The 25,160-nt window shown below is 73.1% G+C and carries 23 protein-coding genes and 1 riboswitch; of the genes, 5 read left to right on the top strand and 18 right to left on the bottom strand.

The genetic code is table 11. The features are described 5' to 3' along the window. Positions 1 to 10 precede the first annotated feature (10 nt). A complete protein-coding gene (locus DRB89_RS02490; RefSeq protein WP_112446350.1) occupies positions 11 to 778 on the bottom strand; it encodes a lysophospholipid acyltransferase family protein in 768 nt (255 codons plus the stop codon). A 387-nt stretch (positions 779 to 1,165) separates the two neighbouring features. Between DRB89_RS02490 and DRB89_RS02485 the strand changes: the two genes are divergently transcribed. Next, positions 1,166 to 1,945 carry an alpha/beta fold hydrolase gene (locus DRB89_RS02485; protein WP_204358133.1) on the top strand — a complete coding sequence of 260 codons (780 nt, stop codon included), beginning with the start codon at positions 1,166 to 1,168 and terminating at the stop codon, positions 1,943 to 1,945. Further along, positions 1,938 to 2,546, top strand: a complete 609-nt coding sequence (locus DRB89_RS02480; RefSeq protein ID WP_112446352.1) for a hypothetical protein — start codon at positions 1,938 to 1,940, stop codon at positions 2,544 to 2,546. The genes DRB89_RS02485 and DRB89_RS02480 overlap by 8 nt, the downstream gene beginning before the upstream one ends. A gap of 20 nt (positions 2,547 to 2,566) precedes the next feature. On the opposite strand, the gene DRB89_RS02475 is transcribed toward DRB89_RS02480, so the two are convergent. The 6 genes from DRB89_RS02475 to DRB89_RS02450 all read right to left on the bottom strand — a co-directional run bounded on the left by DRB89_RS02475 (position 2,567) and on the right by DRB89_RS02450 (position 7,596). Then, complete coding sequence (locus DRB89_RS02475; RefSeq protein ID WP_112446353.1) at positions 2,567 to 3,319, bottom strand: endonuclease/exonuclease/phosphatase family protein; 753 nt, start codon at positions 3,317 to 3,319, stop codon at positions 2,567 to 2,569. Positions 3,320 to 3,393: 74 nt separating this feature from the next. Beyond that, on the bottom strand, positions 3,394 to 4,335 hold the full coding sequence (locus tag DRB89_RS02470; RefSeq protein WP_112446354.1) for an ROK family glucokinase: 942 nt from the start codon (positions 4,333 to 4,335) through the stop codon (positions 3,394 to 3,396). 61 nt (positions 4,336 to 4,396) lie between these two features. Beyond that, entirely contained in the window at positions 4,397 to 4,933 is a 537-nt protein-coding gene (locus tag DRB89_RS02465; RefSeq protein ID WP_112446355.1) for a DUF5304 domain-containing protein, read from the bottom strand. An 89-nt stretch (positions 4,934 to 5,022) separates the two neighbouring features. Further along, positions 5,023 to 6,162 carry an ArsA-related P-loop ATPase gene (locus tag DRB89_RS02460; RefSeq protein WP_112446356.1) on the bottom strand — a complete coding sequence of 380 codons (1,140 nt, stop codon included), beginning with the start codon at positions 6,160 to 6,162 and terminating at the stop codon, positions 5,023 to 5,025. A 119-nt stretch (positions 6,163 to 6,281) separates the two neighbouring features. Beyond that, the gene (locus tag DRB89_RS02455; RefSeq protein WP_112446357.1) at positions 6,282 to 6,722 is read right to left on the bottom strand and encodes an SRPBCC family protein; all 441 of its coding nucleotides are present in this window, start codon (positions 6,720 to 6,722) and stop codon (positions 6,282 to 6,284) included. A gap of 91 nt (positions 6,723 to 6,813) precedes the next feature. Then, entirely contained in the window at positions 6,814 to 7,596 is a 783-nt protein-coding gene (locus DRB89_RS02450) for a metallophosphoesterase (RefSeq protein ID WP_112446358.1), read from the bottom strand. Between the two features lie 229 nt (positions 7,597 to 7,825). On the opposite strand from DRB89_RS02450, the gene DRB89_RS02445 reads away from it, so the two are divergent. After that, positions 7,826 to 9,622, top strand: a complete 1,797-nt coding sequence (locus DRB89_RS02445; protein WP_112446359.1) for an AMP-dependent synthetase/ligase — start codon at positions 7,826 to 7,828, stop codon at positions 9,620 to 9,622. A gap of 15 nt (positions 9,623 to 9,637) precedes the next feature. On the opposite strand, the gene DRB89_RS02440 is transcribed toward DRB89_RS02445, so the two are convergent. From DRB89_RS02440 to DRB89_RS02410, 7 genes are all read right to left on the bottom strand, one after another. Next, positions 9,638 to 11,254, bottom strand: a complete 1,617-nt coding sequence (locus tag DRB89_RS02440; protein WP_112446360.1) for a GMC oxidoreductase — start codon at positions 11,252 to 11,254, stop codon at positions 9,638 to 9,640. A 121-nt stretch (positions 11,255 to 11,375) separates the two neighbouring features. Next, positions 11,376 to 12,518 (bottom strand): glycosyltransferase family 4 protein, encoded by a 1,143-nt coding sequence (locus tag DRB89_RS02435; protein ID WP_112446361.1) that lies wholly within the window; start codon positions 12,516 to 12,518, stop codon positions 11,376 to 11,378. Positions 12,519 to 12,530: 12 nt separating this feature from the next. Beyond that, the gene (locus tag DRB89_RS02430; RefSeq protein ID WP_112446362.1) at positions 12,531 to 13,688 is read right to left on the bottom strand and encodes a hypothetical protein; all 1,158 of its coding nucleotides are present in this window, start codon (positions 13,686 to 13,688) and stop codon (positions 12,531 to 12,533) included. 25 nt (positions 13,689 to 13,713) lie between these two features. Next, positions 13,714 to 14,766: a C40 family peptidase gene (locus DRB89_RS02425; RefSeq protein ID WP_112446363.1), complete on the bottom strand. Its 1,053-nt coding sequence runs from the start codon at positions 14,764 to 14,766 to the stop codon at positions 13,714 to 13,716. A gap of 249 nt (positions 14,767 to 15,015) precedes the next feature. Continuing rightward, positions 15,016 to 16,038 (bottom strand): C40 family peptidase, encoded by a 1,023-nt coding sequence (locus DRB89_RS02420; RefSeq protein WP_112446364.1) that lies wholly within the window; start codon positions 16,036 to 16,038, stop codon positions 15,016 to 15,018. Between the two features lie 253 nt (positions 16,039 to 16,291). Beyond that, positions 16,292 to 17,656: an NYN domain-containing protein gene (locus DRB89_RS02415; RefSeq protein ID WP_112446365.1), complete on the bottom strand. Its 1,365-nt coding sequence runs from the start codon at positions 17,654 to 17,656 to the stop codon at positions 16,292 to 16,294. Positions 17,657 to 17,696: 40 nt separating this feature from the next. Next, positions 17,697 to 17,936 carry a hypothetical protein gene (locus DRB89_RS02410; protein ID WP_008738811.1) on the bottom strand — a complete coding sequence of 80 codons (240 nt, stop codon included), beginning with the start codon at positions 17,934 to 17,936 and terminating at the stop codon, positions 17,697 to 17,699. A gap of 122 nt (positions 17,937 to 18,058) precedes the next feature. Here DRB89_RS02410 and DRB89_RS02405 point away from each other — a divergent pair, with 122 nt between their 5' ends. Together DRB89_RS02405 and DRB89_RS02400 are read left to right on the top strand one after the other, a co-directional pair. After that, on the top strand, positions 18,059 to 18,781 hold the full coding sequence (locus tag DRB89_RS02405) for a rhomboid family intramembrane serine protease (protein ID WP_112453128.1): 723 nt from the start codon (positions 18,059 to 18,061) through the stop codon (positions 18,779 to 18,781). Beyond that, on the top strand, positions 18,778 to 19,059 hold the full coding sequence (locus tag DRB89_RS02400; protein ID WP_112446366.1) for an Lrp/AsnC ligand binding domain-containing protein: 282 nt from the start codon (positions 18,778 to 18,780) through the stop codon (positions 19,057 to 19,059). The genes DRB89_RS02405 and DRB89_RS02400 overlap by 4 nt, the downstream gene beginning before the upstream one ends. A gap of 139 nt (positions 19,060 to 19,198) precedes the next feature. Here DRB89_RS02400 and DRB89_RS02395 read toward each other — a convergent pair whose 3' ends face one another. The 4 genes from DRB89_RS02395 to DRB89_RS02380 form a co-directional block, all read right to left on the bottom strand. Further along, entirely contained in the window at positions 19,199 to 20,641 is a 1,443-nt protein-coding gene (locus DRB89_RS02395; protein WP_239515986.1) for an aminotransferase class V-fold PLP-dependent enzyme, read from the bottom strand. 228 nt (positions 20,642 to 20,869) lie between these two features. Continuing rightward, a riboswitch (SAM riboswitch) is annotated at positions 20,870 to 20,986 on the bottom strand. Between the two features lie 118 nt (positions 20,987 to 21,104). Further along, positions 21,105 to 22,169, bottom strand: a complete 1,065-nt coding sequence (trpD, locus tag DRB89_RS02390) for an anthranilate phosphoribosyltransferase (RefSeq protein ID WP_112446367.1) — start codon at positions 22,167 to 22,169, stop codon at positions 21,105 to 21,107. A 211-nt stretch (positions 22,170 to 22,380) separates the two neighbouring features. Next, positions 22,381 to 23,751 carry a cytochrome P450 gene (locus DRB89_RS02385; RefSeq protein ID WP_112446368.1) on the bottom strand — a complete coding sequence of 457 codons (1,371 nt, stop codon included), beginning with the start codon at positions 23,749 to 23,751 and terminating at the stop codon, positions 22,381 to 22,383. Beyond that, positions 23,748 to 25,151 carry a cytochrome P450 gene (locus DRB89_RS02380; RefSeq protein WP_112446369.1) on the bottom strand — a complete coding sequence of 468 codons (1,404 nt, stop codon included), beginning with the start codon at positions 25,149 to 25,151 and terminating at the stop codon, positions 23,748 to 23,750. The genes DRB89_RS02385 and DRB89_RS02380 overlap by 4 nt, the downstream gene beginning before the upstream one ends. Between the last annotated feature and the right edge of the window lie 9 nt (positions 25,152 to 25,160).

The raw sequence follows: 25,160 nt of genomic DNA, 5'->3' as shown, positions 1-25,160 counted from the left end.
CCGCGTGCTGTTACTTGTCGGTGTCCGCGGCCTTGTCGGCCGCGTGCGCCTTCTCCGCCTTCTCGGCCTTCTCGCTCTTGGCCACGGCCTTCTCCGCGTCGGCGATCTGCCGCTTCGCGGCCGTCGCGTAGATGTCCACGTACTCCTGGCCGGAGAGCTTCATGATCTCGTACATGACCTCGTCGGTCACCGAGCGGAGGATGAAGCGGTCCCCGTCCATGCCCTGGTAGCGGCTGAAGTCCAGCGGCTTTCCGATCCGGATACCCGGACGCATCAGCTTCGGAACCACCTTGCCGGGCGGCTGGATCTTCTCCGTGTCGATCATCGCGACGGGGATGACGGGCGCACCGGTGGCCAGCGCCACCCGGGCGAGCCCGCCGGGCTTGCCGCGGTAGAGCCTGCCGTCGGGTGAACGCGTCCCCTCGGGGTAGATGCCGAACAGCTCCCCGCGCTCGATGACGTCGATGCCGCTCTTGATCGCGGCCTCGCCGGCCCCGCGCGCGCCGGAGCGGTCCACGGGCAGCTGGCCGACGCCCTTGAAGAAGGCCGCCGTCAGCCTGCCCTTGACCCCCGGGGAGGTGAAGTACTCCGCCTTCGCGATGAAGGTCACCTTCCGGTCCAGCACGGCCGGGAGGAAGAAGGAGTCGGAGAAGGACAGGTGGTTGCTCGCGAGGATCGCCGGCCCCTCCGCGGGAATGTTCTCGAGGCCCTCCACCCACGGCCTGAAGGCGAGCTTCAGGGAACCGCCGATCGAGAACTTCATTGCGCCGTAGATCAACTCGAAAGCCTTCCTGTGTCTGTCGAACAGACCTTAACCGTTCCTGGCGATGTCGGCCGCTGCCGGTCGAGTCGCCGCAAGCCGGGCCGGGCCGGCCGTCTCCCCGCGAGCCGGCGACCGCCGACGGCGATCGCCGGACGCCCGGCCTCGATCCGTCGCTCCACTCCGGCCGGACGCGCGGTCGAGGATCTGCAACCGGCACTGCTTCCGAGCACGTTCGGCCCGGCTCGGGCATCCCCGTACACCACCCGCCCGACGGCCGCGGGGCACGGATGCCCGGGCCCGCGCCCGCAGCGGCCCGACGACCCTGGTCGGTGCCACCCCTGTCGCGTACGGTGAAGTCACACAGCGCTACGCACCCCCCACCCCCCTTCGAAGGAGACCCTGGTGCCCGTCCTCCCTGGAGCCGAGCCGTTCCGCCACGAGGGCGGAAAGGTCGGCGTCCTCCTCTGCCACGGCTTCACCGGTTCCCCGCAGTCGATGCGCCCCTGGGCGGACCATCTGGCCGCGCGAGGTCTGACGGTGTCGCTGCCCCTGCTGCCCGGGCACGGGACGCGCTGGCAGGACATGCAGCTCACGGGATGGCAGGACTGGTACGCCGAGGTGGACCGCGCGCTGCGGGAGCTGCTGGAGAGCTGCGAGCAGGTGTTCGTCTTCGGGCTGTCCATGGGCGGCGCGCTGACGCTGCGGCTGGCGGCGAAGCACGGGGACTCGATCAGCGGGATCGTTCTCGTCAACCCGGTCAACAAGGTCCACGACCCGCTGGCCGTCGCCCTTCCGGTGGTCAAGCACTTCGTGCGGTCGACGCCGGGCATCGCGAGCGACATCGCCAAGCAGGGCTCGGAGGAGGTCGGCTACGACCGGATCCCGACCCGGGCCGCGCACTCGCTGCGCAAGTTCCTGCAGATGCTGGACACCGAGCTGCCGCAGGTGACGCAGCCGCTGCTGCTCCTGCACAGCCCGCAGGACCACGTCGTACGCCCGGCCGACTCGGCGCGGATCCTGGCGCGGGTCTCCTCCACCGACGTCACCGAGACCCTGCTGGAACAGAGCTACCACGTCGCGACGTTGGACCATGACGCGGAGCGCATCTTCGCGGACAGTTACGCGTTCGTCGGTCGACTGGCGGAGAGCGTGGGCAGGGAGGGGGCGGCCAGCGGTGGCTGAACACGAGGAGTCCGCCGGGGGCGTACCCCCGCTGGACGAGGAGGCGGCGTGGGCGGCGATCGTCGCCGGGTACGGACAGGAGCCCGCGGACCCGCCGGGCTCGAGACCGTTCCGGCCGATCGAGAACCTGCTCCTGCCGGAGGATGACGTGGCACCGCTCGAAGCCGGGAGCCCCGGCGAGCCGAAGGGTCCGGAAGTCCAGGAGGCCGAGGAAGCCCCCGACCCCCCAGAGGCCCCGGCGGCCCCGGCGGCCGCCCTGGGCAGTTCCGTGGTGTTCGCCCCGGGCGTCGGAATGGCCGGGCCGCGGGACCACTCGCTGGCCGACCCGGACGACCTGCCCGACTCCGCCAAGGACGAGGGCCACTTCGTGCCCCCGGAGCCGGACCTGCCGGAGGCCGACGCGACCTCGAAGTTCGCCTGGCTCGCGGTGGTGGGCGGACCGGTGCTGCTGCTCCTGGCGGTGCTGCTCCAGTGGGACATGACGTGGTGGCTGACCACTCTGGGCATCGGCGGCTTCCTGGGCGGCTTCGCGACGCTGGTGGCGCGCATGTCCCAGGGTGACGACGAGGACGACGACCCGGGCCGCGGCGCGGTCGTCTAGTCAGGGACGGAGGAGCCGGCCTACACCGCCGGGAGGCGGAGGGCGGCCAGGACCGGGAGGTGGTCCGTGGCCGCCAGCAGGTCCGCGGACGTGACTCCCGGCAGGCCGGCCGGGACACCGCAGGCCAGTACCTGGACCCCCCGCGTGGCGAAGACCGCGTCGATCCGCCGCGACGGCGCCCCCGGCGGGAACGTGGCCGCGCCGCCCCACGGCGCCACCGCCCGGCAGTCCTGGAGCGCCTGCGCCAGCCGCCCGAACGCGGCGCCGTCCGGGCCCTCGTTCAGGTCGCCCGCCGCGATCGCGTACGGGGTGTCCATCGAGGCGACCCGGTCCAGCAGCAGACCCGCCTGGGCCTGCCTCTCCCGCCTCTCCAGCGACAGGTGGGCGCTGACCACGCCCACCCGGGCCGCCCCGAAGCGGACCACGGCGGTCGCGAAGCCCCTGCGGTGGCGCCCCGGCGTCAGGGGCAGCAGCACGTCCTCGGTCCGCTCCACGAAGGCCCGCAGCGAGCACAGGAGCAGCGGCCCCGCCGCCGTCGCGCCGCCCGACAGGACCACGAGGCCGCTCTTCTTGGCGAGCCGCGCGGCGTGCTTGCGCCACCGGAAGAACCGCGGCGCCTCCTGTACGCACACCAGGTCGGGCGCGCAGGCGCGGATCACCCGGGCCAGCGCGTCCTCGTCGTCGCGCAGCGAGCGGACGTTGTAGGAGAGCACCCGGATCACGGCGGAACCATCGGCTTCGGTACGGGAGTTGGGCAGCTCGGCGAGTTCCATACCGGGAAACATAACCAGACTGCCCGCCGCACCCGGGAGGGCACGGCGGGCAGCGGGGCGAATCGGGACGGGGGTCAGCCCTGGCGGGCCAGGTCCGCCGCGCCGACCAGGCCGGCTCGGCCGCCCAGCTGCGCCGCGAGCACCTGGGCGTGCGGCCGCCAGGCGCCGCCGATCAGCCAGCGCTTGAAGGACTTGCGGATCGGGTCGAGGACCAGGTCGCCCTCGTCGGAGACGCCGCCGCCGACGATGAACGCCGAGGGGTCGAAGAGCGAGGCCAGGTCCGCGAGGCCGGCGCCGGCCCAGCGGGCGAGTTCGCGGAAGGAGTCGACGGCCACCAGGTCGCCCTGGCGGGCGGCCTCGCTGATGTGCTTGCCCTCGATGCCCTCGGGGGTGCCGTCGCCGAGTGCGAGCAGGACCGTCGCGTTCTCGGGGGTCGCGTTGGCGCGCTGCTTCGCGTACCGGACGAGCGCCCGCCCGGAGGCGTACTGCTCCCAGCAGCCCTGGCTGCCGCAGCCGCACAGCAGGCCGTCCGGGACGACCCGGATGTGGCCGAATTCGGCGGCGACGCCGAAGCGTCCGCGCCGGAGCTTGTTGCCGATGATGATGCCGCCGCCCAGGCCCGTGCCGAGCGTGATGCAGATGACGTCCTCGTGGCCCTGGCCGGCGCCGAAGCGGTACTCGCCCCAGGCCGCGCAGTTTGCGTCGTTCTCGACGACCACGGGCAGGCCGATGCGCTGCTCGACCTTGTCCTTGAGCGGCTCGTGGCGCCAGTTGATGTTCGGCGCGAAGAGCACGGTCGCGCGCTTGTCGTCGACGTATCCGGCGGCGCCGATGCCCACCGCGTCGATGGTGTGGTTGCTGCTGACCTCGGACACTGCGGCGCAGATCGCGTCCGTCACTCCGTCCGGTGTCGGCGGGGTGGGCACCTTGTACGTCTCAAGGATGGTGCCGTCTTCGTCGACCACGCCGGCCGCGATCTTCGTGCCGCCGATGTCGACGCCGATGGTGAGTCCCATTAGTCCCTCGGTTTCCGGTCAAACCCCGCCGCCGCCAACGGTACCCGAGTGGGGAAGAGGATCAGTCGAGATCGATGCGCTCGGCGGGGGCGCCGCCGCCCTCGCCCTCGTCCTTGCCCTCGTCCTTGCCGCGGGGCCGCTCGCCGGACGGATTGCCCGACGGATTGCCTGGGTGGTCGCCGGAGGGCTTGCCCGGCCGGTCGCGGGGCTCCTCGCGCGTCCAGCGGCGCTCGTGGCCCTCGACCGCCGAGCGGTAGGCGGCGAGCAGCTCCGAACCGGCGGCCGCGAGGTGGTCGAAGACCTCGGGGTTGCGCTCGATGACGGGCTTGGCGGCGGTCTTCGCCTGGTTGACGAACTGCCGGACGGCGCCCTGGGCGGCGACGCCGAGGAGCGGGTTGTTCAGCGCCGAGACCTTGTCGGCGACGGCCTCGAACAGCTTGAAGAGCTCTTCGGCGGCGGTCCCGTTCCCGGCCCCGGATCCGGCGCCCTGCTCCGACCTGCGGCGTTCCTTCTCCGCGGCGAGGTCCTCGGCGCAGGCCTCCGCCCAGGCGTTCTCGTCGGCGGAGGCGTCGGTGGGTCGGTCGGTGGCCTCGCTCATGGCGGACTCTCCTGCGGCGGCGGCTGGGCGTGCGGGTGCGTACTACCTTCGACGGTACCCGAACGGCGGTACGGGGCCGCGTGCCGGTGTCAGCCCGTCCGCGGCCACAGGCCGGGGTCCGGGGTGAAGCGGATGCGGAGCTCGCCGGCGGTGAGGGCGGCGCCGGAGACCGTGCAGCGGCGCAGCACCGCGGGCAGCGGAACGATCCTGCGGTACGGGCCCACCGTGAGCAGCAGCTCGTCGCCGCGCCGGATCAGGTCGAGCTCGGGCTTCTCGGCCCGGGGCAGGGGGATGCTCCAGAGCAGCACCCCGTCCTCGGCGAGCCGGTCCTCGACGGCCCAGTCGGGGCGCGGCGCCGTGGCGGCGGCCGGGGCGGGGGCCAGGGCCGCCAGGTCCTCGGGGCCCCGCGGGTCCCGCCCGAGGTGGGGTACGCGCAGCACCGGGAGGCCTTCCTCGCCGGCCCACCGGGCGGCGTACTCCTCCTGCTGGGCGGCGAGTCCCGCGAGCCAGGGGTCGGCTGACCCGCCGGGCAGCATCCGGTTGGCCACGAGCGCGGAGACGGGCAGCTGCTGCAGCGCGAGTCCGAGCCGGCCGAGGCGCAGCGCGGCGTCGGCGGCGGGTCCGGGCTCCGCGACGAGCCGGACCGAGGTGGTGGGCGCCTCCACGACGGCCTGGACGGCCGCCAGCTCCTCGTCCCAGCGGGCGGCGGCCTCGTACAGCCACTGCGCGGGCATGGGCACCCCGGCGAGCTGGGCCAGTACGGGGCGCAGGGCGCGGGCGGCCTGGCGCTCGGCGGGGAGCAGCCGGGCGAGGTAGCGGCGCAGCTGGGCGGGGAGGGCGAGGGTGGCCACCGCCTGGTGCAGCGGGGGCATGTCGACGACGACGAGGTCGGTGCCGGGCTCGGCGGCGGCCCGGCGCAGGGCGCGGAGCAGGGCGAACTGTTCGGCGCCGGGCAGTTCGGTGAGCTCGTCGGCGCCGAGCGGGCGGGCGCCGAGCATCCCGAGGAGCGCGGAGCCGCGCTCTTGCAGCGAGACGAGCTCCTGGCGGAACTCCTCGCCGGAGTCGACGCGGGCGACGCGCAGGCTGCCCTGGGGGGCGGCGGGCGGGTCGCCCGGGTCGGCGCTGAGCAGCAGCACGCGGTGCCCTTGCCGTGCGGCGGCGAGCGCGGTGGCGGCCGCGACGGTGCTCCGCCCCGCCCCTCCGGGGCCGGTGACGAGGAGGGTGTGCATGGTGCTCCTAGTGCTGTGGCCGGGGGGCCGGCCCGGACCCGCGCCTCGAGCGCCGGCGGGGCTGTGTTTCAGCCCGTCCGGCGTGTGAGGACCGGGTCCGGGCAGCGCCCGGGGAGGTGCTACGCGGCCTCGACCCGCTTCTTCAGGCCGGCCAGCGCCCGGTCGATGATGACCTTCTCCGCCTTGCGCTTGATCATGCCCAGCATCGGGATCTTGACGTCCACGGTCAGCTGGTAGGTGACCTCGGTCCGCGTCCCGTCGCCCAGCGGCGCCAGCAGGTACGAGCCGTCCAGCTGCCGCAGCATCTGGGACTTGTCCAGCGTCCAGCTGACCACGTTCTCGGCCGGCCAGGTGTACGCCAGCGTGTGGTCGTCCTTGATCGCGCCCGCGTCGAGCAGCAGCCTGACCTTCTGGGCCCGGCCCTCGGCGTCGGTGCCCAGCACCTCGGCCTCCTTCACCTCGCCGGTCCACTCGGGGTAGCGGGCGAAGTCGGCGATCACGGCCATGACGTCGGCAGGTGACGCCTCGATCGTGATGCTCGAGCTGGTGTGTTCCGCCATCGCGGTCGCTCCTCCGGGGAGTGTTCGAGGAAGTGTGCGGACGGCCCCAGGGGCCCAGGCCGCCGCGTGAAGGCTATCGCGCGGCCGGGCTTCACCACTCCAGGGCCCACGGCCTTCCCGTGGCCGCGAAGTGGCCGACGTTCACGCACTCGGTGGAGCCGATCCGCATCCGCCGGGCCAGCGGCTGGTGGACGTGGCCGAAGAGGGCGTACCGCGGCCGCATCCGGCGGATCGCGGCGAGCAGCGCGCCGCTCCCCCGCTCGAAGCGCCGGGCCACCGTGTCGTAGCAGAGCTCCGGGACCTCCGGCGGGATGTGCGAGCACAGCACGTCGACGTCGCCCAGGGCCTCCACCTTGGCGGCGTACTCCTCCTCGGGCACCTCGTACGGCGTGCGCATCGGGGAGGGCAGCCCGCCGCCGACGAAGCCGAAGACCCGCCCGCCGATCTCGGCGCGCTGCCCGTCGAGCACGGTCAGGCCGGGGCCCGCGTACTCGGCCCACAGGGCGGGGATGTCGACGTTGCCGTAGGTGGCGTAGGTGGGCCGGGGGAAGGCGGCGAACATCTCCGCGTACTGGCGCCGCACCGCGCCCTCGACCAGCCGTTCCCGGTCCAGCCCGGCCCACAGCCCGCGGGCGAACTCGCGGGCCTCCTCGAAGCGGCGCGCGGTGCGCAGTTCGACGATGCGGTCGGCGTTCTCGACGCCGAAGAGGTCGGGGAAGATGCCGCGCGAGTGGTCGGCGTAGTCGAGGAAGAGGACGAGGTCGCCGAGGCAGATCAGCGCGTCGGCGCCTTCCCCGGCCCGGGCGAGCGCCTCGGTGTTGCCGTGGACGTCGCTGACCACATGGATCCTTGTCCCGCTCTTCGTGCCACCCATGCCCGCCACCCTAGGGGCGCTTGGGCGCGGCTGGTGGCGAATCGGGCCAGGCGGCCGGACCTGCGGTTACTTCCGAGTCGCAAACGGGGTCGACTACTGTCGGCAGGACACGGCCGCGGCATGTGACGGAGGGAACATCTGGCCGGTTCCCTCTATCCGGAACCCACTACCGGTGGGTAACGTCCGGTCGGTCCACATGGTGGCGATGGCGCCCAGAGGAGCAGCAGTCTTGCGCGAGTTCAGCCTTCCGGCCCTGTACGAGGTCCCGTCGGACGGGAACCTGACGGATCTCATCCGCCGCAACGCCGCTCAGCATCCCGACACCGCCGTCATGGCGCGCAAGGTCGACGGCAAGTGGCAGGACGTCTCGGCGACGCAGTTCCTCGCCGAGGTCCGCGCCGCGGCGAAGGGTCTGATCGCGGCCGGCATCCGGCCCGGCGACCGCGTCGCCCTGATCTCCCGCACCCGCTACGAGTGGGTGCTGGTCGACTTCGCGATCTGGAGCGCGGGCGCCGTCACCGTCCCCGTGTACGAGACCAGCTCCCCCGAGCAGATCCAGTGGATCCTCGGCGACTCCGGCGCGGTCGCCGCGATCGTCGAGAGCCCCGGGCACAGCGCGGCCGTGGAAGCGCTGCGCGACCGGCTGCCGGAGCTGCGCGAGGTCTGGGAGATCGAGCGCGGCGCGCTGGCGACGCTGGAGAACGCGGGCGTCGGGGTCACCGACGCCGAGGTCGACGAGCGCAGCGGCCTGGCCAATGCCGACGACCCGGCCACCATCGTCTACACCTCGGGCACCACCGGCCGCCCCAAGGGCTGCGTGCTGACCCACCGCAACTTCTTCGCCGAGTGCGGCAACGCCGTGGAGCGACTGAAGCCGCTGTTCAAGACCGGCGAGTGCTCGGTGCTGCTCTTCCTTCCGGCCGCGCACGTCTTCGGGCGCCTGGTGGAGGTGGCGGCCGTGCTGGCGCCGATCCGGCTGGGCTGCGTACCGGACATCAAGAACCTCACGGACGAGCTGCAGTCCTTCAGGCCGACGCTGATCCTCGGTGTGCCGCGGGTCTTCGAGAAGGTCTACAACTCGGCGCGCGCCAAGGCGCAGGCCGACGGCAAGGGCAAGATCTTCGACGCGGCGGCCGAGACGGCGATCGCGTACAGCCGCGCGCTGGACACCCCGCGCGGGCCGTCCTTCGGGCTGAAGCTCAAGCACAAGGTCTTCACGAAGCTGGTCTACAGCAAGCTGCACGCGGTCCTCGGCGGGCGCGGCGAGTACGCGATCTCCGGCGGGGCCCCGCTGGGCGAGCGGCTCGGGCACTTCTTCCGGGGCATCGGCTTCACGGTGCTGGAGGGCTACGGCCTGACGGAGTCCTGCGCGGCCACCACCTTCAACCCGTGGGACAAGCAGAAGATCGGTACGGTCGGCCAGCCCATGCCGGGCTCCGTGGTGCGCATCGCGGACGACGGCGAGGTGCTGCTGCACGGCGAGCAGATCTTCCAGGGGTACTGGAAGAACGAGACGGCCACCGCCGACGCGCTGACCGACGGCTGGTTCCACACGGGCGACGTCGGCACGCTCGACGAGGACGGCTACCTCACGATCACCGGGCGCAAGAAGGAGCTCATCGTCACTGCGGGCGGCAAGAACGTGGCGCCCGCGGTGATCGAGGACCGGATCCGGGCGCACGCGCTGGTCGCGGAGTGCATGGTGGTCGGCGACGCGCGGCCGTTCGTGGCCGCGCTGGTCACCATCGACGAGGAGTTCCTCGGCCGGTGGGCGGCGGAGCACGGCAAGCCGGCCGGTGTGACGGCGGCGGAGCTGCGGGAGGACGCGGACCTCATCGCCGCCGTCCAGAAGGCCGTGGACGACGGCAACGCGGCGGTTTCCAAGGCGGAATCGGTGCGGAAATTCCGCATTCTTCCCTCCCAGTTCACGGAGGAGTCCGGGCACGTCACGCCTTCGCTGAAGCTGAAGCGGAATGTCGTGGCGAAGGACTTCGCGGACGAGATCGAAGCGCTCTACCGGGGCTGACGGCCCGGCGGGGGCTTAGCGCGGGTCCTCGGCGAGGACCCGCGCCATGTTCCGTTCCGCAAGCGCGGTGACGGTCACGAAGGGGTTCACGCCGAGCGATCCGGGGATCAGCGAGCTGTCGGTGGCGTAGAGGCCCTGGTAGCCCTTGACGCGGCCGAAGTCGTCGGTCGCGTCACCGAGGACGCAGCCGCCCAGCGGGTGGTAGGTGAAGTCGTCGGCGAAGTTCTTGTTGTCGCCGAACAGGTCGTAGCGGTAGATGGTGAAGTTGGCCCGGTTGATCCGGTCGAAGAGTCGCTTGGCGGCCTGGACCGACGGGGTGTTCTGGTCCCGGGTCCACTGGAGCTTCGCCGAGTCGCTGGCCGCGTCGTAGGTGAAGCGCCCGCGCTCCGGGTTCTTGGTGATGGCCAGGTACATCGAGATCCAGTGCTCGAACCCCATCGGGAGCGGGGCGATCTCGGCGAAGACCGGGTTCGAGGCGTTGTCCCAGTCGTCGATGCCGAGGGCGGGCATGGTGGCCTGGTTGGCGCCGACCGTGTCCCACAGGTGGTTGGCGCGGGCGGTCATGACGTTGCCGTTGGGGCCCCAGCCGAGGCCCACCTTGTCGTTCAGGGCGGGCAGCGTGCCGGTCTCGCGGGCGCGCAGCAGGATCTCGGTGGTGCCGAGGCTGCCGGCGCCGAGGAAGAGCTGCTTGCAGCCGAGTTCGCGGACCTGGGTGACGCGGCCGGTGAGGTCGCTGGTCTGGACGGTGAGGACGTAGCCTCCGGCCGGGTCCTGCCGTACGCCGACCACGCGCTGCATGGTCTCGATGGTGACGTTGCCGGTGCCGAGGGCGGCGGCGAGGTAGGTCTTGTCGACGCTCTTCTTGCCGTGGTTGTTTCCGTAGATGACCTCGCCGGCGAGCGCGGACTTCGCGGCGGTGCCGGCGGCCTCGCGCTTCATGTACGCGAAGTCGTAGACGTTGGGGACGAAGGTGGTCCGCAGACCGGCCTTCTGGGCGTGCTTGCGGGAGATCCGGGCGAAGCGGTACCACTCGGTGGACTCGAACCAGGCCGGGTCGATGTCGTTGACCCCGAGCATGGCGCGGGCGCGGGGGTAGTACGTGCCGTACATCTCGTCGGCGTCCACCCGGGGCATGACCTCGGTGAAGTACGAGCGCTTCGGCGTGGGCGCCATGCCGCCGTTGACGAGGGAGCCGCCGCCGACGCCGCGGCCCACGTACACCGACATGTCCCCGTAGTTCACGCGGTCCAGGACGCCGGGGTACGGGCTGATGTTGCGGTTGACCACGTCCAGCCAGAGGAACTGGGCGAGCGGGGCCTCGGTGCGGTTGCGGAACCACATGGAGCGCTGGTCGGGGGCGGAGGTGGAGGGGAAGACCTTCCCGTCGGGCCCGGGGGTGTCCCAGAGCCGTCCCATCTCCAGCACGACGGTCCGCACCCCGGCCTGCCCGAGGCGCAGCGCGGCGACGGCCGAACCGTAGCCGGAGCCGACGACGATGGCGGGGGCGTAGTGCGCGGCCGCGGGTTCGGCGGCGGCCGCGGACTGCAGGCCGATGCGGGTGAAGCCGAGGGCCGCCGCCGTCTGCAGGGCGCCGATCCCCAGAAGATGACGGCGCGTCAGTTTGGGTGTCATGGCGGCATGATGGGGCGGATGCCCCGATACCCCCAGAGTCCGTGCTGACATATATCTGAGTGACGGTCAGCCATGGCCGGTCCTCACCCCTTCTGCTACCGGAAGGGCCCTGGGCGGGCTCTCAGAGCAGCTCGCGCAGCCGGTCCGCCAGCAGGTCCCAGCGCCACTTCTCCTCGACCCAGGCCCGGCCGCGCTCGCCCATGCGGCGGCGCAGGTCGGGGTCCCGGAGCAGGGCCACGACGCGGTCCGCCGCGTCCGCCGGGGCGCCGCCGGGCACCACCCAGCCCGTCTCCCCGTCCAGCACCGCGTCCGGGGCCCCGCCCGAGTCGCCCGCGACCACGGGCAGGCCCGTCGCGGAGGCTTCGAGGTAGACGATGCCCAGGCCCTCCACGTCCAGCCCGCCCCGCCGGGTGCGGCACGGCATCGCGAAGACGTCGCCCGCGCCGTAGTGGGCGGGCAGTTCCGACCACGGGACCGCGCCCGTGAAGACCACCGAGGAGGCGACCCCCGTGGCGGCGGCCAGCTTGCGCAGGTCCGCCCCGTACGGGCCGCCGCCCACGACGAGCAGCACCGCGTCGGGCACCGCCGCCAGGATCCGCGGCATCGCCTCGATCAGGGTGTCCTGGCCCTTGCGGGGGACGAGGCGCGAGACGCACACCACGACCGGCCGGTCCGACAGCCCGAGCCGGGCCCGGACCGCGTCCCCGCCCGACCCGGGGTGGAAGGTCTTCTCGTCGACTCCGGGCGGGAGCTGCGCCATCCGCGCCGCCGCCCGGTCCGTCACGGCCGAGGCGATCCGCGAACGCGTGTACTCGCCCAGGTAGGTCAGCGTGTCCGTGCCCTCGCCGATGCGCCGCAGCAGCTGCCTGGCGCCCGGCAGCTGGGCCCAGCCCGCCTCGTGCCCGTGCGTGGTCGCCACGATCCGCCGGGCGCCGGCCCGGCGCAGCGCGGGGCCCATCAGGCCGAGCGGGGCCGCGGCCCCGAACCACACGGACTCGCAGCCGTGTTCGCGCAGCAGGCCCACCGCCCGCCGGGTCACCCTCGGGGTGGGCAGCAGCATCGTCGTCCGGTCGCGCACGACCTGGAAGGGCTGCTCCGCGTCGAAGGCGGCGGTGGCTTCCCGGCCCTCGGCGGAGTGCTTCCAGGTGGAGGCGTAGACGACGACGCGGTCGGGGTCCAGCCGCAGCGCCATGTTGTGGAGGAAGGCCTGGATGCCCCCCGGCCGCGGCGGGAAGTCGTTGGTCACGATCAGCGTCTTGTGCATCGCTTCGCGACCCTACCGGAGCTCGCGGGCGAGCTCGCGGCGCCAGGCTCCGGCCAGCCCGTCGGCGTCCGTCCCGAGGACCTCCTCCAAGGCCGCGGGCAGCGGCTCGCTCCCGGCCTTCGCGTACAGGTCGACGAGCGCGGCGTCGCCCCACGTGCCCGCGATGAGCCGGCAGGCCATCCAGGAGCCCTCGTACGCCCTCGCCAGCGCCTCCGCGTCCCCTCCGAAGGCGAAGGCCCCGTCGGCGGGGAGCGCGCCCGGCAGGTCCCCGCGCCGCACCGCCCGGGCGAGCGCCGGGGCGGCCTCGGCGGGGGTCCGCTGTCCGCCCCGGTACGCCGCCCAGTCCGCGAAGCCCTCGGAGAGCCACAGCGGGGTCCGCCCCGTGGTCGCGGCGCGGGTGGCGACGTGGGTGGTCTCGTGGGTCAGGATGACCTGGCGGCCCTCCGCCGTGAGCTGGGCGTACCCCTCCGGGTTGACGACGACCCGGTCGGCGGGGGCCGGCCCGGGGCCGGTCCGCCCGGTGGTGACGGCGCCCAGGCCCCGGTACTCGGCGGCCGGCCGGCCCAGCAGCGCCGCCATCGCGTCGAGGGTGCCGGGGACGAGCACCACGACCCGGCCGGCCCACGGCCGCGGCCAGGCGGCGCTCGCGGCGGGCACCGCCACGTCGGCCTCCCGCGCGATCGCGGACAGGGCGGCGGAGCTCTGGCCGGCCCCGCCGAGCACCAGGGCGTACGTCCCGCGCTCCACGGTCACCGGACCCTGGTCCCACAGCTGGGGCGCGGCGCCCGGGGCGGGCCGGTCGGCCACCACCTTCCAGGAGTCCGCGTCCCGGGCGAGCTCGACCTCGCGGTCCGATCCGGCGGGGGCCGCGGTGTCGTAGCCGGTGAGCCGGTAGCCCAGCCGGGCCCGCGCGAAGGCCCGTACGCCTTCCTCCCGGACCGAGGTGACCTCGTAGGACCAGTCCTCCAGCGGGACCGCCGCGAGCCGCTCGGGCGGGGCCGCCGACCAGGCGGCGACGGCGCCGCGCACCGCCCGCTCCGTGGCGCCCGCCGGACGGGAAGCGGAACCGGAAGCGGAACCGGAGTCGCAGCCGGCGAGCGGCACGCACAGCAGGAGCAGCGGCAGTGCGCGCGGAAGGAGGCGGCACAGCCGGCCAAGGCCCGGGAACATCACCCGATCGTACGCAGGAGGACCCTCAGGGCCGCGTCACCGAGGACACCGGCATCATCCCGACCGGGTCGTAGCGCACCCGCGCTCCCGGGTACGGGGCGTGCACCACCTGGCCGTTGCCCACGTACATGCCGACGTGGCTGGCGTCCGAGCGGTACGTCACGAGGTCGCCCGGGCGCGCCTCCGAGAGGGAGACCCGCTGCCCGGCGTGCCGCTGCGCCTGCGAGGTGCGCGGCAGTGCGACGCCCGCCTGGCGGTAGGACCACACCATCAGCCCGGAGCAGTCGAATCCGGTGGGGCCGGTGGAACCCCACACGTAGGGCCGGCCGACGGCGGAGCGGGCCGCCATCACGGCGGTGGCGGCGCGGCCGGAGGAGGGGCCCTGGGAGGCGGCGCCGGGCAGGTCCGGCAGGCCCTCGGGACGGCCGCCGGAGCGCGAGGCGCGCTCGAAGTCGGCGCGCTCCTCGGTGGGCATCGCGTTGAGCAGCCGGCGGGCGGCGGCGAGCTTGGCGGTGACGGCGCGCTTCTCCTTCGCCACCTCGGCGCGCAGGGCGTCGAGTTCGGCGAGTTTGCGGGAGGCGTCCTGGCGCTCCTGGCCGAGCCGGCGCTGCTCGGAGCGCAGTTCGTCCAGCCGGCGGGCCTGGCGGCCGGTCAGCCGGTCGAGGGCGGAGGCCTTGGCGAGGTACTCGTCGGGGTCGTCGGAGAGCATCAGCTCGACCGCGGGGTCGATGCCGCCCGCCCGGTACTGGGCTCCGGCGTAGGCGCCGAGCACCCCGCGCATGGTGTTGATGCGGTCCTGGCCGCGGGCCACCGCGTCCTGGACCCGGCCGACTTCGGTGCGCAGCCCGTCGGCCTTCTCGCCCGCCTGGTTGAAGCGCTCGGTGGCCTGCTCGGCCTCCTCGAAGAGCCGGTCGACCTGGGCGCGGGCGCCGGCCGGGGGCTCGAGCGGGAGGCCCGGGGCCGCACTCGCGGGTGCGCCCGTCATGGCGACCGCCGCTCCTGCCGCGGCGGCGGTGAGGACGGTGACCTTCGTGTTCCGGTCGAGGACGCTGGGCCCGGACCGGCGATGGGACGCCACGTGAGAACCGCTCCCTTCCGCTGCGCGGGACCGGGTCCGCCCCCCGTGGACGGCCGTGTGCCGGGTTCCGCGGTGGCAGACAGTAGCGGCGCCGGAGGGTGCCGGCCAACGTCCTCGACGGGCACGCACAGTGACGCCCCGCCGGAGACGCAGGTCACCGGCGGGGCGTGTGGTCAGATCGGGGCTCCGTAATTCGCCCGGATGGGCGGTGTGCGGCGCGTCCCCCGCGGACCGGGGGCGGGGCGGGCGTCAGCTGCCGACGCGGACCCCGTACGCGAATCCGCTGAGGGATCCGTACAGGACGCCGGCGCTGGGGTTGGCGGCGTGGAAGACCTTGCCGTTGCCCGCGTACAGCCCGACGTGCTGGAGGTTCGAGTAGAAGACCAGGTCTCCGGGCTGGAGCTCGCTCAGGCTGATCTTCGGGCCTTCCTTGACCTGGTCGAAGGTGGTGCGGCCGATGGTGATGCCGGCCTGCTTGTAGGCCCACTGCGTGAGGCCGGAGCAGTCGAACGCGTTCGGGCCGGTGCCGCCGCGGACGTAGGCCTTGCCGTTCTTGGTCACGGCGGCCCGCAGCGCGTCCGCCGCCCGTCCCGAGCCCTTCACGTTGCTGAGCTCGGCCTGCTCGGCCGCGCTGCCGCTCTCCTTCTTGGCCTCCTCCTTGAGCTGCGCGCGCTCCTGCGCGGTCAGCGAGTTGAGGAGGGCCTGGGCCTCGGCGAGCTTGTCCGTCGAGACCTTCTTCTTCTCGGCCAGCTCCTTGCGGGTGGCGTCGAGGTCGGCGAGCTTGCCGGCGGCCTCCTGGCGCTGCTGCGCGAGGCTGCGCTGCTTGGCCTGGATCTTCTGGACCGACTCGACCTGCTTGCCGCTCAGCTGCTCCAGCGTGGAGGCCTTGTCGAGGTAGTTGTCCGGGTCGGCGGAGAGGAACAGCGCGAGGGACTGGTCTATGCCACCGGTGCGGTACTGGGCGTTGGCCATCGAACCTATGGTGCCGCGCAGGGTGTTGAGCTCGCCCTGGCCGCGGGCGACCTGGTCCTGGAGCTGCCCGATCTCCTTCTCGAGGGCGTCCTGGCGCGTCTGGGCGCCGTTGAACTTCTCGGTCGCCTGCTCCGCCTCTTCGTAGAGGGCGTCGACTTTGGTCTTGACCTCGTCCTTGCTCGGCTTCGCCGGGGCGGCGTTGGCGGCCTGGCCGGAGAGGACCACGGCGGCGGCGGCGGTGACGGTGAGCACGGTCGCGCGAGTGCGGGTCGGCTGCTTGGGTCGACGGTGGGACGCCACGAAGGCGAGCTCCTTCTTCCTCGAGCCGCCGAAGAACGCAAGCTCGGCGACACCTTCGCTGTCACCCCGAATGAGTGAACTACCGCACGAAGGTTTGAGGTGACCCTAGTGACCCTTCTGTGATCAGTTCAAATCCTGCCGGGAAAAATTTCGCCCTCCGACCAGCTTCTTTACCAAGAGCGCACGCTCTGTGCCGACGACTTGACGGTCCGTCCCCCCGATCACATGCCAATTCCGGCATCAGGGCCACCCGTTACGAAACGCGCGAAAGCCGCTTCAGCAACAAGGCGGACGTCACCGGCCGCGCACCCGCCTTGGCCACCCCGTCGGCGACCTCCCGGTCCGTGGAGACCACGACCACCGGCCGGCCGGGCGGCTCGGCACGCACCAGCTGGCGGATCAGCTCGTCCGCGGTCACCCCGGCCTTGGAGAACAGCACCCGCACCCCGCGCGGCGGCGCGAGCAGCACCGGGGCCGCCAGCTCCGCCCCGTCGAAGACACAGGTCATCTCGGCGCCCGTCTGCGCGGCGAGCATCGACAGCCCGCCCAGCAGCCGCAGCCGCTGCTTCTCCAGCGGCATCGTCGGGTAGCCGGTCTTGGTGACGTTGTAGCCGTCGATCACCAGGTGCGCCTGGGGCAGCGCCAACAGCTGGTCCAGCAGCGCCGGGTCGGTCTCCGACAGGGCGCGCGCCGCGATGTCCTTGGGGGTCATCCGGCCCGGCTCCACCGCCTCCACCGTGTCGGCGGGCCGGGTGGACACCGGCGGCAGTGCGAGCTCCCGGCGCAGCCCCGCGGCCGCGTCCAGCACGGTGTCCAGCAGCAGCCGCAGCCGCATGTCCTCGATGCTGCGCCCCTCGCGGGTGGCCCGGCGCGAGGTCTCCAGCGCCGTCTCCACCTCCGCGAGGCGGGACTTGAGCCGCCGGCTCTCGCTCTCGGCGGTGATCACCTGCGCGGCCGCCTCGGCACGGATGCCGTCGATCTCGGCGTTGAGCTTGCGCAGGGCCGCGTCGCCCCGCTTGACGTCGCTCAGGGCGCTGCGCAGCTTGCGCTGAAGCGATTCCGCTTCCTTGCGCGCCGCGTCCAGATCGGCCCGCACCTGGTCGCCGCCCGCGCGCTGCGACTCCCGTACGTGGGCCAGCTCCTCGCGGAGCCGGTCCATCTCCCGGCGCGCCTCCTCGTCGACCCGCTCGGCGTCGGCGCGCTGCGCCTCCTCGCCGGCGGCGGCCACGAGCTTGGCCCAGCCGGCCGGCCGCAGGACGTAGGCGGCGGCCGCCACGTCCAGCGGGTCGGCGGCGGCGGGCGGGGCGCCCGACTCCAGCGCCCCGGCCAGCTCGGCCTGCGCCTCGCGGAGCTTCTCGGCGACCCGGCCGCGGAAGACGGGGTCGCTCTCCACGGCCGTGGCCATGGCATTGCCCGCGAACTTGGCGCGCCGGGTCGGGGTGAACCGCGCGTACTGGCGCAGTTGCGCCGGGAGGTCGGCGACCGTCAGACCGCCGAAGGCGTCCGAGACGAGCGCGACGACCCGGCGCCGCACGCCTTCCGGCAGCGGGCGGTCGAGCACCTCGGCGGCGTCGCCGGCCGCGTCGGCCGGCTCAGCGCCGCTTGCTGGCTCCACAATCCGTCACCCCTACCGTCATTCACCTGAGGGCGGGGCTCCGTCAGGAGTCCGCGCCCGGCCTGTCCACGAGCTCGATCTGGTCCACCGCGTTGCACCAACGGCAGCGCACCGACTCGATGGTCTCATTGACCACCTCGCGCTCCTCGACCTTGGGCTCCCCGGCGAGGTCCAGGTGGACGTACTCGACGACCTTCGACGAACGGGTGACGTCGAAGCGCGTGAGGTTGCCGCACAGGGTGCAGCGCCACCGGGTGGTGTCGGTCGGCAGGGGAACCGTCATCAGGCCGTTCTCTCCTTCGGTTCGCGCACACGGCCGCGCCGTGTGCGCGCGTGCGTGCGTAGCTCGTAACCCTACGGCCTGCCGCGCTCGCGGGCGGGCCCGGCTGGGTCATGCTCGGTCGCATGATCGTAAGGTGGCGGGCCGTACGCGAGGCCGCGCGGGGACCGGTGGTCACCCACGCGCTGATCGCCGGCTGCTGTGTGGTGTTCGTGCTGAGCCCGGCGTCGGGGCTCAATCCGGTCTACGGGACGGATGATGAGCTGCTGGCGACGGGGACGGCGTACTTCCGGCGCTGGGGCGTGGTCCCGGACGAGCTGTTCGCGGGCGGCGGCAGGGCGCTGCTGACCCCGCTGACGGCCCTGTTCGTGCACGGCAGCTGGCTCCACCTGCTGGGCAACATGCTCTTCCTCTTCGTCTTCGGGGCGATGACGGAGCAGCGCATGGGCCGGGCGGGGTTCCTCTGCTTCTACGTCTGTACGGGCTACCTGGCCCTGGCCGCGTACGCGGCGGCGAACGCCTCCTCCGACCAGACCCTCGTCGGGGCCTCCGGGGCGATCTCAGCGGTGCTGGGGGCCTTCCTGTGCCTGTTCCCCGGGGCGCGCGTGACGAGCCTGTTCCCGTTCCTCTTCTTCGTGCCGCTGCGGTTCCCCGCGTGGATCGTCCTACTGTTCTGGTTCGCCCTGCAGTGGCTGGCGGCGCACCGGGCGGGAAGCGGTCCGGGCGTGGCCTATCTGGCCCACGTGGTGGGCTTCTCGGTGGGCTTCCTCTACGCGTGGGTGCGCTACAGGCGTGGGGCTAGAGTGAGGCGGACAGTGCCCGCAGGCGAGGGAGACAGCCAACCGTGATCACCGCACTCGTGCTCATCAAGACCAGCGTGGACCGGATCCCCGAGATCGCCGAGGCCATCGCCGCGCTGGAGAACGTCAGCGAGGTCTACTCCGTGACGGGCACCTACGACCTGATCGCGCTGGTCCGCGTGGCCCGCCACGAGGCCCTGGCGGACGTCATCCCGGGCCGCATCAGCAAGATCCCGGGCGTCGAGGCCACGGACACGCACGTCGCGTTCCGCACGTACTCCCAGCACGACCTGGAAGCGGCCTTCGCGATCGGCCTGGACGCGTAGCGGTTCGCCGTCCGGCGGCTCACAGTTCCGGCAGGGACCAGGCCCTGCTCACGAGGTCGCCCGCCACAGGGGCAGCGGCTCGCCGACGGAAGCCCGCAGGGTCGGTATCGGGTCCCAGTACGTCATGCCCGGCAGCCTGTCAGACGGCCGGGACGCAGCGGCCCTCTTCGGTGCGGTACTGCCACTTCGCGCCGTCCGCGACGAGCTCCTTGACCGCGCGGACGAAGCGCTCCACGTGCTCGTCGGGGGTGCCGGCGCCGAAGCTGACGCGGATCGCGTTCAGCGAGCGCTCCCCCGGGGCCGCCTCCGGGGCGCCGCACTCGCCCGGCTCCTGCGGCTCGCTGCCGAGCAGGGTGCGGACCAGCGGGTGGGCGCAGAACAGACCGTCGCGCACGCCGATCCCGTACTCGGCGGAGAGCGCGGCGGCGAAGTGGGAGCTGTTCCAGCCGTCCACCACGAAGGAGATGACGCCGACGCGGGGGGCGTCGTCGCCGAAGAGGGACAGGACGCGGACCGCCGGGACCTCGGCCAGGCCGTCCCGGACCTTGGCGATGAGGTGCCGCTCGCGGGCGACAAGGCTGTCGAAGCCCGCCTCGTTCAGCGCCTTGCAGGCGGCGGCGATGGAGTAGACGCCGATGACGTTCGGGGAGCCGGCCTCGTGGCGGGCGGCGGTGGTGTGCCACTCGACGTCGACGCCGCCGGCATCCTCCCCGCTGACGCGTCGCGTCACCTTGCGGGAGGCGCCGCCGCCGGCCAGGTACGGCTCGGCCTGCTGGAGCCAGTCCGCGCGGCCGGCGAGCACGCCCGAGCCGAAGGGCGCGTAGAGCTTGTGCCCGGAGAAGGCGACCCAGTCGACGTCGAGGTCCTGGACCGAGACGGGGTGGTGCGGGGCCAGCTGGGCGGCGTCCAGGACGATGCGGGCGCCGTGGGCGTGGGCGACGGCGGCGAGCTCCTTGACGGGCCACAGCTCGCCGGTGACGTTGGAGGCGCCGGTGACGCAGACCAGGGCGGGGCCGTGGCCCCCTTCAATTGATGCGGTGCGGTCGGCGAGCGCCCGCTCCAGGGTGGCGACGGCCTCGTCCGGGGTGCGGGGGGCGTTGAGGTAGGTGACCTGCGCGTTCGTCCAGGGCAGCAGCGAGGCGTGGTGCTCGGTCTCGAAGACGAAGACCTGGCAGTCGGCGGGCACGACGGCGGCGAGCAGGTTGAGGGAGTCGGTGGTGGACCGGGTGAAGATCACCTGGTCGGTGGGGCGGCAGTCCAGGAACTCGGCGACGGTGACGCGGCTCTGCTCGAACAGGTCGGTGGAGAGCTGCGAGAGGTACCCGGCGCCGCGGTGCACGCTGCCGTAGTACGGGGCGTAGGCGGCCACGTCGTCCCAGACGCGCTGCAGGGCGGGGGCGCTGGCCGCGTAGTCGAGGGCGGCGTAGGTGACTTCGCCGCCGGTGACGAGCGGCACGGTGACGTCGCGGCCGAGGACCGGAAGCGGCTCGGCACAGGCGGGGTCGACGGTGACGGCGGTGGTGACGGCGGCGGCGGCGGTCGCGATGGTGCTGGTCGCGGCGGCGTTCAGGGTCGCGGACATGGCGGTATCTCCCGGCAGGCAGGGGTGAATGGCTTCGAAAATGCCCGTACGCGGGTACGGCGCTGCGGCCGTCCGGGGGTACGGGAGTGCCTCGGAGTCGGGTGGCGTACTCGGGGTACGCAAAAGTGACCCTGTTCCGAGGGTTTAAGAAGGGGCTGAGTCGCCCTATCGCATTCGCTTGCTCACGGAAAACGCTCCTCGAGAGACCAGGACCCCTGGTGTTCGAGGGATCCGCGCTTGCCGTAGACCTCACTGCCCACGACCTGGTCATCACCCGGGGCACCCCGCCACGGAAGGAGGGTTGCCGGACAGCAAGCCGGGGCCAAAACGCTGTCACTCGTGACCTGCTGAGCATCCTGCCACAAGATCCCGCCGACGCAAGACCCCGGTCCACATGGCGGACCGGGGTCTCCTGTTCCACGCCGTGCTCGGAGCGCGAACCCGCGAACCCCGCGCCGGCCGCTCAGGCGTTGCTCGCCGCCACCCAGCGCGCCAGCGACTCGCGGGCCGCGCCCGAGTCGATCGCCCCGGCCGCCCGCGCGACGCCCGCCGCGAGCTGCTCCTCCAGCGTGCCCGTGCCCGGGTCGAGGGCGACCAGGGCAGCCGCCGAGTTCAGCAGGACCGCGTCGCGGACCGGGCCGGGCTCGCCGGCCAGCAGGCGGCGGGCGACGTCCGCGTTGTACGAGGCGTCCTCGCCGCGGAGCGCGGAGACGTCGACCAGTTGGATGCCGATGTCGCGCGGGTCGAAGGACTGCTCCGTGACCCCGCCGTCGCGGACCCACCAGACCCGCGAGGTAGCCGTGGTGGTGAGCTCGTCGAGGCCGTCGTCGCCGCGGAAGACCAGCGCCGAGGAGCCGCGCTCCGCCAGCACGCCCGCCACGATCGGGGCGATCCGGGCGTCGGCGACACCGGTGGCCTGCGCCCGCACCTTGGCCGGGTTCGTCAGCGGGCCGAGGAAGTTGAAGGTCGTCCGGATGCCCAGCTCCTTGCGGGCCGCGGCCACGTGCCGCAGCGCGGGGTGGAACTTGACCGCGAAGCAGAAGGTGATCCCGGCCTCCTCGACGACCTCGGCGACCCGCGCCGGGGTCAGGTCGAGGTTGACGCCCAGCTTCTCCAGGACGTCCGAGGACCCGCTGGCCGAGGAGGAGGCCCGGTTGCCGTGCTTGACCACCTTGGCGCCCGTACCGGCCACGACGATCGCCGACATGGTGGAGATGTTGACCGTCTTGGCGCCGTCGCCGCCGGTGCCGACGATGTCCACCGTCCGGCCCGGCACCTCGATCAGGTTCGCGTGCGCGTACATCGCCCGGACGAGGCCGGTGATCTCCGCGACCGTCTCCCCCTTGGCCCGCAGCGCGACCGCGAAACCGGCGATCTGGGCGTCGGTGGCCTCTCCCCGCATGATCCGGTCCATGGCCCAGGCCGAGTCGTCGGCGCCGAGGTCCCGGCCGGACAGCAGGGCTTCGAGCACACCCGGCCAGCCGCGGGCCGCCACGCTGTCGCCGCCTGCCGGGGTCACCACGTTCATGGTCCGCTCCTGCTGCTGGTCTGGATGCCCAGTCGAATGGGAAGGCCTTCAGCCTATCCAGCCCCGGAGACCGCAATGAGCCCCGTCCCGAAGGGCGGACACGCGGGACCGGAACTCGGCCACCGCGCACGCGCGCGAGCCGGGCCCCGTTCTCCGGGGCCCGGCTCGCCTTCGCACACCGCGGTCAGCCCGGTCAGTGCGGCCAGTGCGGTCAGCGCGGTTCCACCCGCATGGGCAGGGGCCCGGTGGACAGGCTCATGTGCGGCCTCGGCTTGACGCGCGTGCCGGGCACGGGGCGCAGCCGCCACTTGGACGCGATGGCCGCCAGCGCCAGCGTGGCCTCGGTGATGCCGAAGACGTCGCCGATGCACTTGCGGCTGCCCGCGCCGAACGGCACGTAGGCGCCGCGGGCCACGTCCTTGGCCCGGTCGGGGAGCCAGCGGTCCGGATCGAAGTGCTCCGGCCGGGGGAACAGCCCGGGGATCCGGTGCACCACGTACGGGCTGATGATGATGTCGTCGCCCGGCATGAGCGGGACACCCCCCAGCTCGGTGGCCGTGGTCGTGGTCCGGGTGTAGATCCAGGCCGGCGGGTACAGCCGCAGGGTCTCGGTGAAGACCCGCTGCGTGTACCGCAGCTCGGGGATGTCCTTGAACTCGGGGAACCGCTCCCCCGGACCCCCCAGCACGTGGTCCAGCTCGGCGTGCAGCCGCGACTCCGCCTCCGGGTTCTGCGCGAGCAGGTGCAGCGCCCAGGTCAGGGCGGAGGCCGTGGTCTCGATGCCGGCCAGCAGCAGGGTCATGACCTGGTCGTGGACCTCCTGGTCGGAGAGCTTCTCGCCGCTCTCCGGGTCCTCGGCCGCGAGCAGGGCCGACACCAGGTCGCCGCGGTCCCGGTCCGAGGTGCGGTAGTCCTCGACGATCCCGTCGATCAGCTCGTGCATCTGCTCCAGCGCCCGCGCGAACTCCCGGTTGGCCGGGGTCGGCAGCTTGCCCAGCAGGCCCGTCGGATCCACCGCGTTGCGGTAGGCGCCGCGGACGATGACCGGCAGGCAGTGCTGGATGACCGCGACCGCGTGCGGGGCGATGTCGAGGGCGAACAGGGCCCGCGCCGTGATCCGGGCGGTCAGCGCCTGGGTCACCTCGTTGACGTCGACGACCTGGCCGGCCGTCCACGTGCCGGCCTGCGCCTCCACCTCCTCCTGCATCACGTGCGCGTACGTGGCGATGCGGGCCGGGTGGAAGGCCGGCTGCACCAGCCGGCGCTGGCGCTTGTGGTCGGCCCAGTCCGAGGTGATCAGGCCGTTGCCGAGGATCGGCCGGGCCTTCTCCTTCATCGGACCGCCCGTGTCGAAGACGCGGGCGTTCAGCAGCACCTGCTGGATGAGCTCCGGGTGGCAGGGCAGGAAGGTGCGCTTGCCGCCGATCCGCAGTTCGACCAGGTCTCCGTGGCGCGGCAGCGAGGACAGGAACCGGACGGGGTCCCTGCCCATGGACAGCGCGTTGCCGAGCAGCGGGAGCGCGCCCGGTGCCCGGGCCACCCGCCACTCGCGGGTCGCCGTCTTGTCCCGCAGCGTCTTCATCCGTCGGTGTCCTTCGTCGTGCGGCGGCGCGGTTCGCACCTCATGGGCAGGGGCCCGGGCTCCAGCGTGGCCTTGGGCTGCGGGCGCAGTTCCGTACCGGGTACGGGCCTCAGGCGCCAGCCGTTCGCGATGGTGCTGACGATGAGCGTGGTCTCGGCCAGCGCCAGGACGTCCCCGATGCACTTGTGGGCGCCGTGGCCGAAGGGCACGAGCGCACCCCGGGGGACCTCCGCGAGGCGGGGCGGGAGCCAGCGCTCGGGGTCGAAGCGCTCCGGGTCGGGGAACAGCTCCGCGTTGTGGTGCAGCGCGTAGGAGCTGTACATGATCATCGTTCCCTCGGCGATCCGGTGGCCGCCGATCTCCACGTCCTGCGCGGCCACCCGCATCGACAGCCAGGACGGCGGGTAGAGCCGCAGGGCCTCGGTGATGACCCCCTTGGTGTACGGGAGGTCCGGCAGGTCGTCGAAGAGCGCCGGGCGGCCGTCGAGCACCCGGTCGATCTCGTCCTGCATCCGGCGCTCCGCCTCGGGGTGGCGGCCCAGCAGGTGGAAGACGAAGGCGAGGGTGGAGGCGGTCGTCTCGCTGCCCGCGACGAGGAAGGTGACCACCTGGTCGAGGATCTGGGCCTCGCTCAGGCGCTCCCCGGTCTGCGGGTGCTCCACGTTCAGCAGGATGGAGAGCAGGTCCTCGTCCCCGCCCTCGTGGCCCCGCCGCGCCTTGATCATCTCGTCGACGATCTCCCGGAGCCTGCGGTTGGACTCGTCGTAGCGCCGGTTGCCGGGCGTGGGCAGTTTCTCCATGACGCCGACGGGCGCGACGGTCCGCTTGTAGATGCCCTGGGACACGGTGCGCAGGCACTCGCGGGCCTCGTCCGTGGTGGCGTCGTCCAGCCCGGCGGAGAACAGGGTCCGCGCGGCGACGCGCATCAGCAGGACGTGCATCGCGTCGGAGACGTCCAGGACCTGCCCGGGCTCCCACGACTCGATGGTCCGGGCCGTGTCCGCGGCCACCGAGTTCGTGTACGCGGCGAGCCTGGCCGGCTGGAACGCGGGCTGGATCAGGCGGCGCTGGCGGCGGTGCTCCTCGCCGCGGGAGACCGAGAGGCTGTTGCCGAGCAGCTGCCTGGCCTTGTCGAACACGCCTCCCTTGTCGTACGTGCGGGGGCTGAGCAGGATGTGCCGGACCAGGTCCGGGTGGCAGGCGAGGTAGGCCCGCTTGGGCCCGAGCCTGAGCTCCACCAGGTCGCCGTGGGCCGGCAGGGACGCGAGGAAGCCGAGCGGGTCCTTCCAGAGCGCGAGGGTGTGCCCGAGCAGGGGGACGGCGCCGGGCGCCTTGGCCACGGTCCAGTCGCGCGTGTCCGCGGCGGGCGCGTGGGAGACCGAGGGGGCCGGGGCCGGCATCTGGACGCC

The organism is Streptomyces sp. ICC4, from assembly GCF_003287915.1.
GTDB classification, from domain to species: domain Bacteria; phylum Actinomycetota; class Actinomycetes; order Streptomycetales; family Streptomycetaceae; genus Streptomyces; species Streptomyces tritrimontium.
Note: the sequence above shows the minus strand (reverse complement) of the source record. Positions and strands in the feature narration are given on the sequence as shown.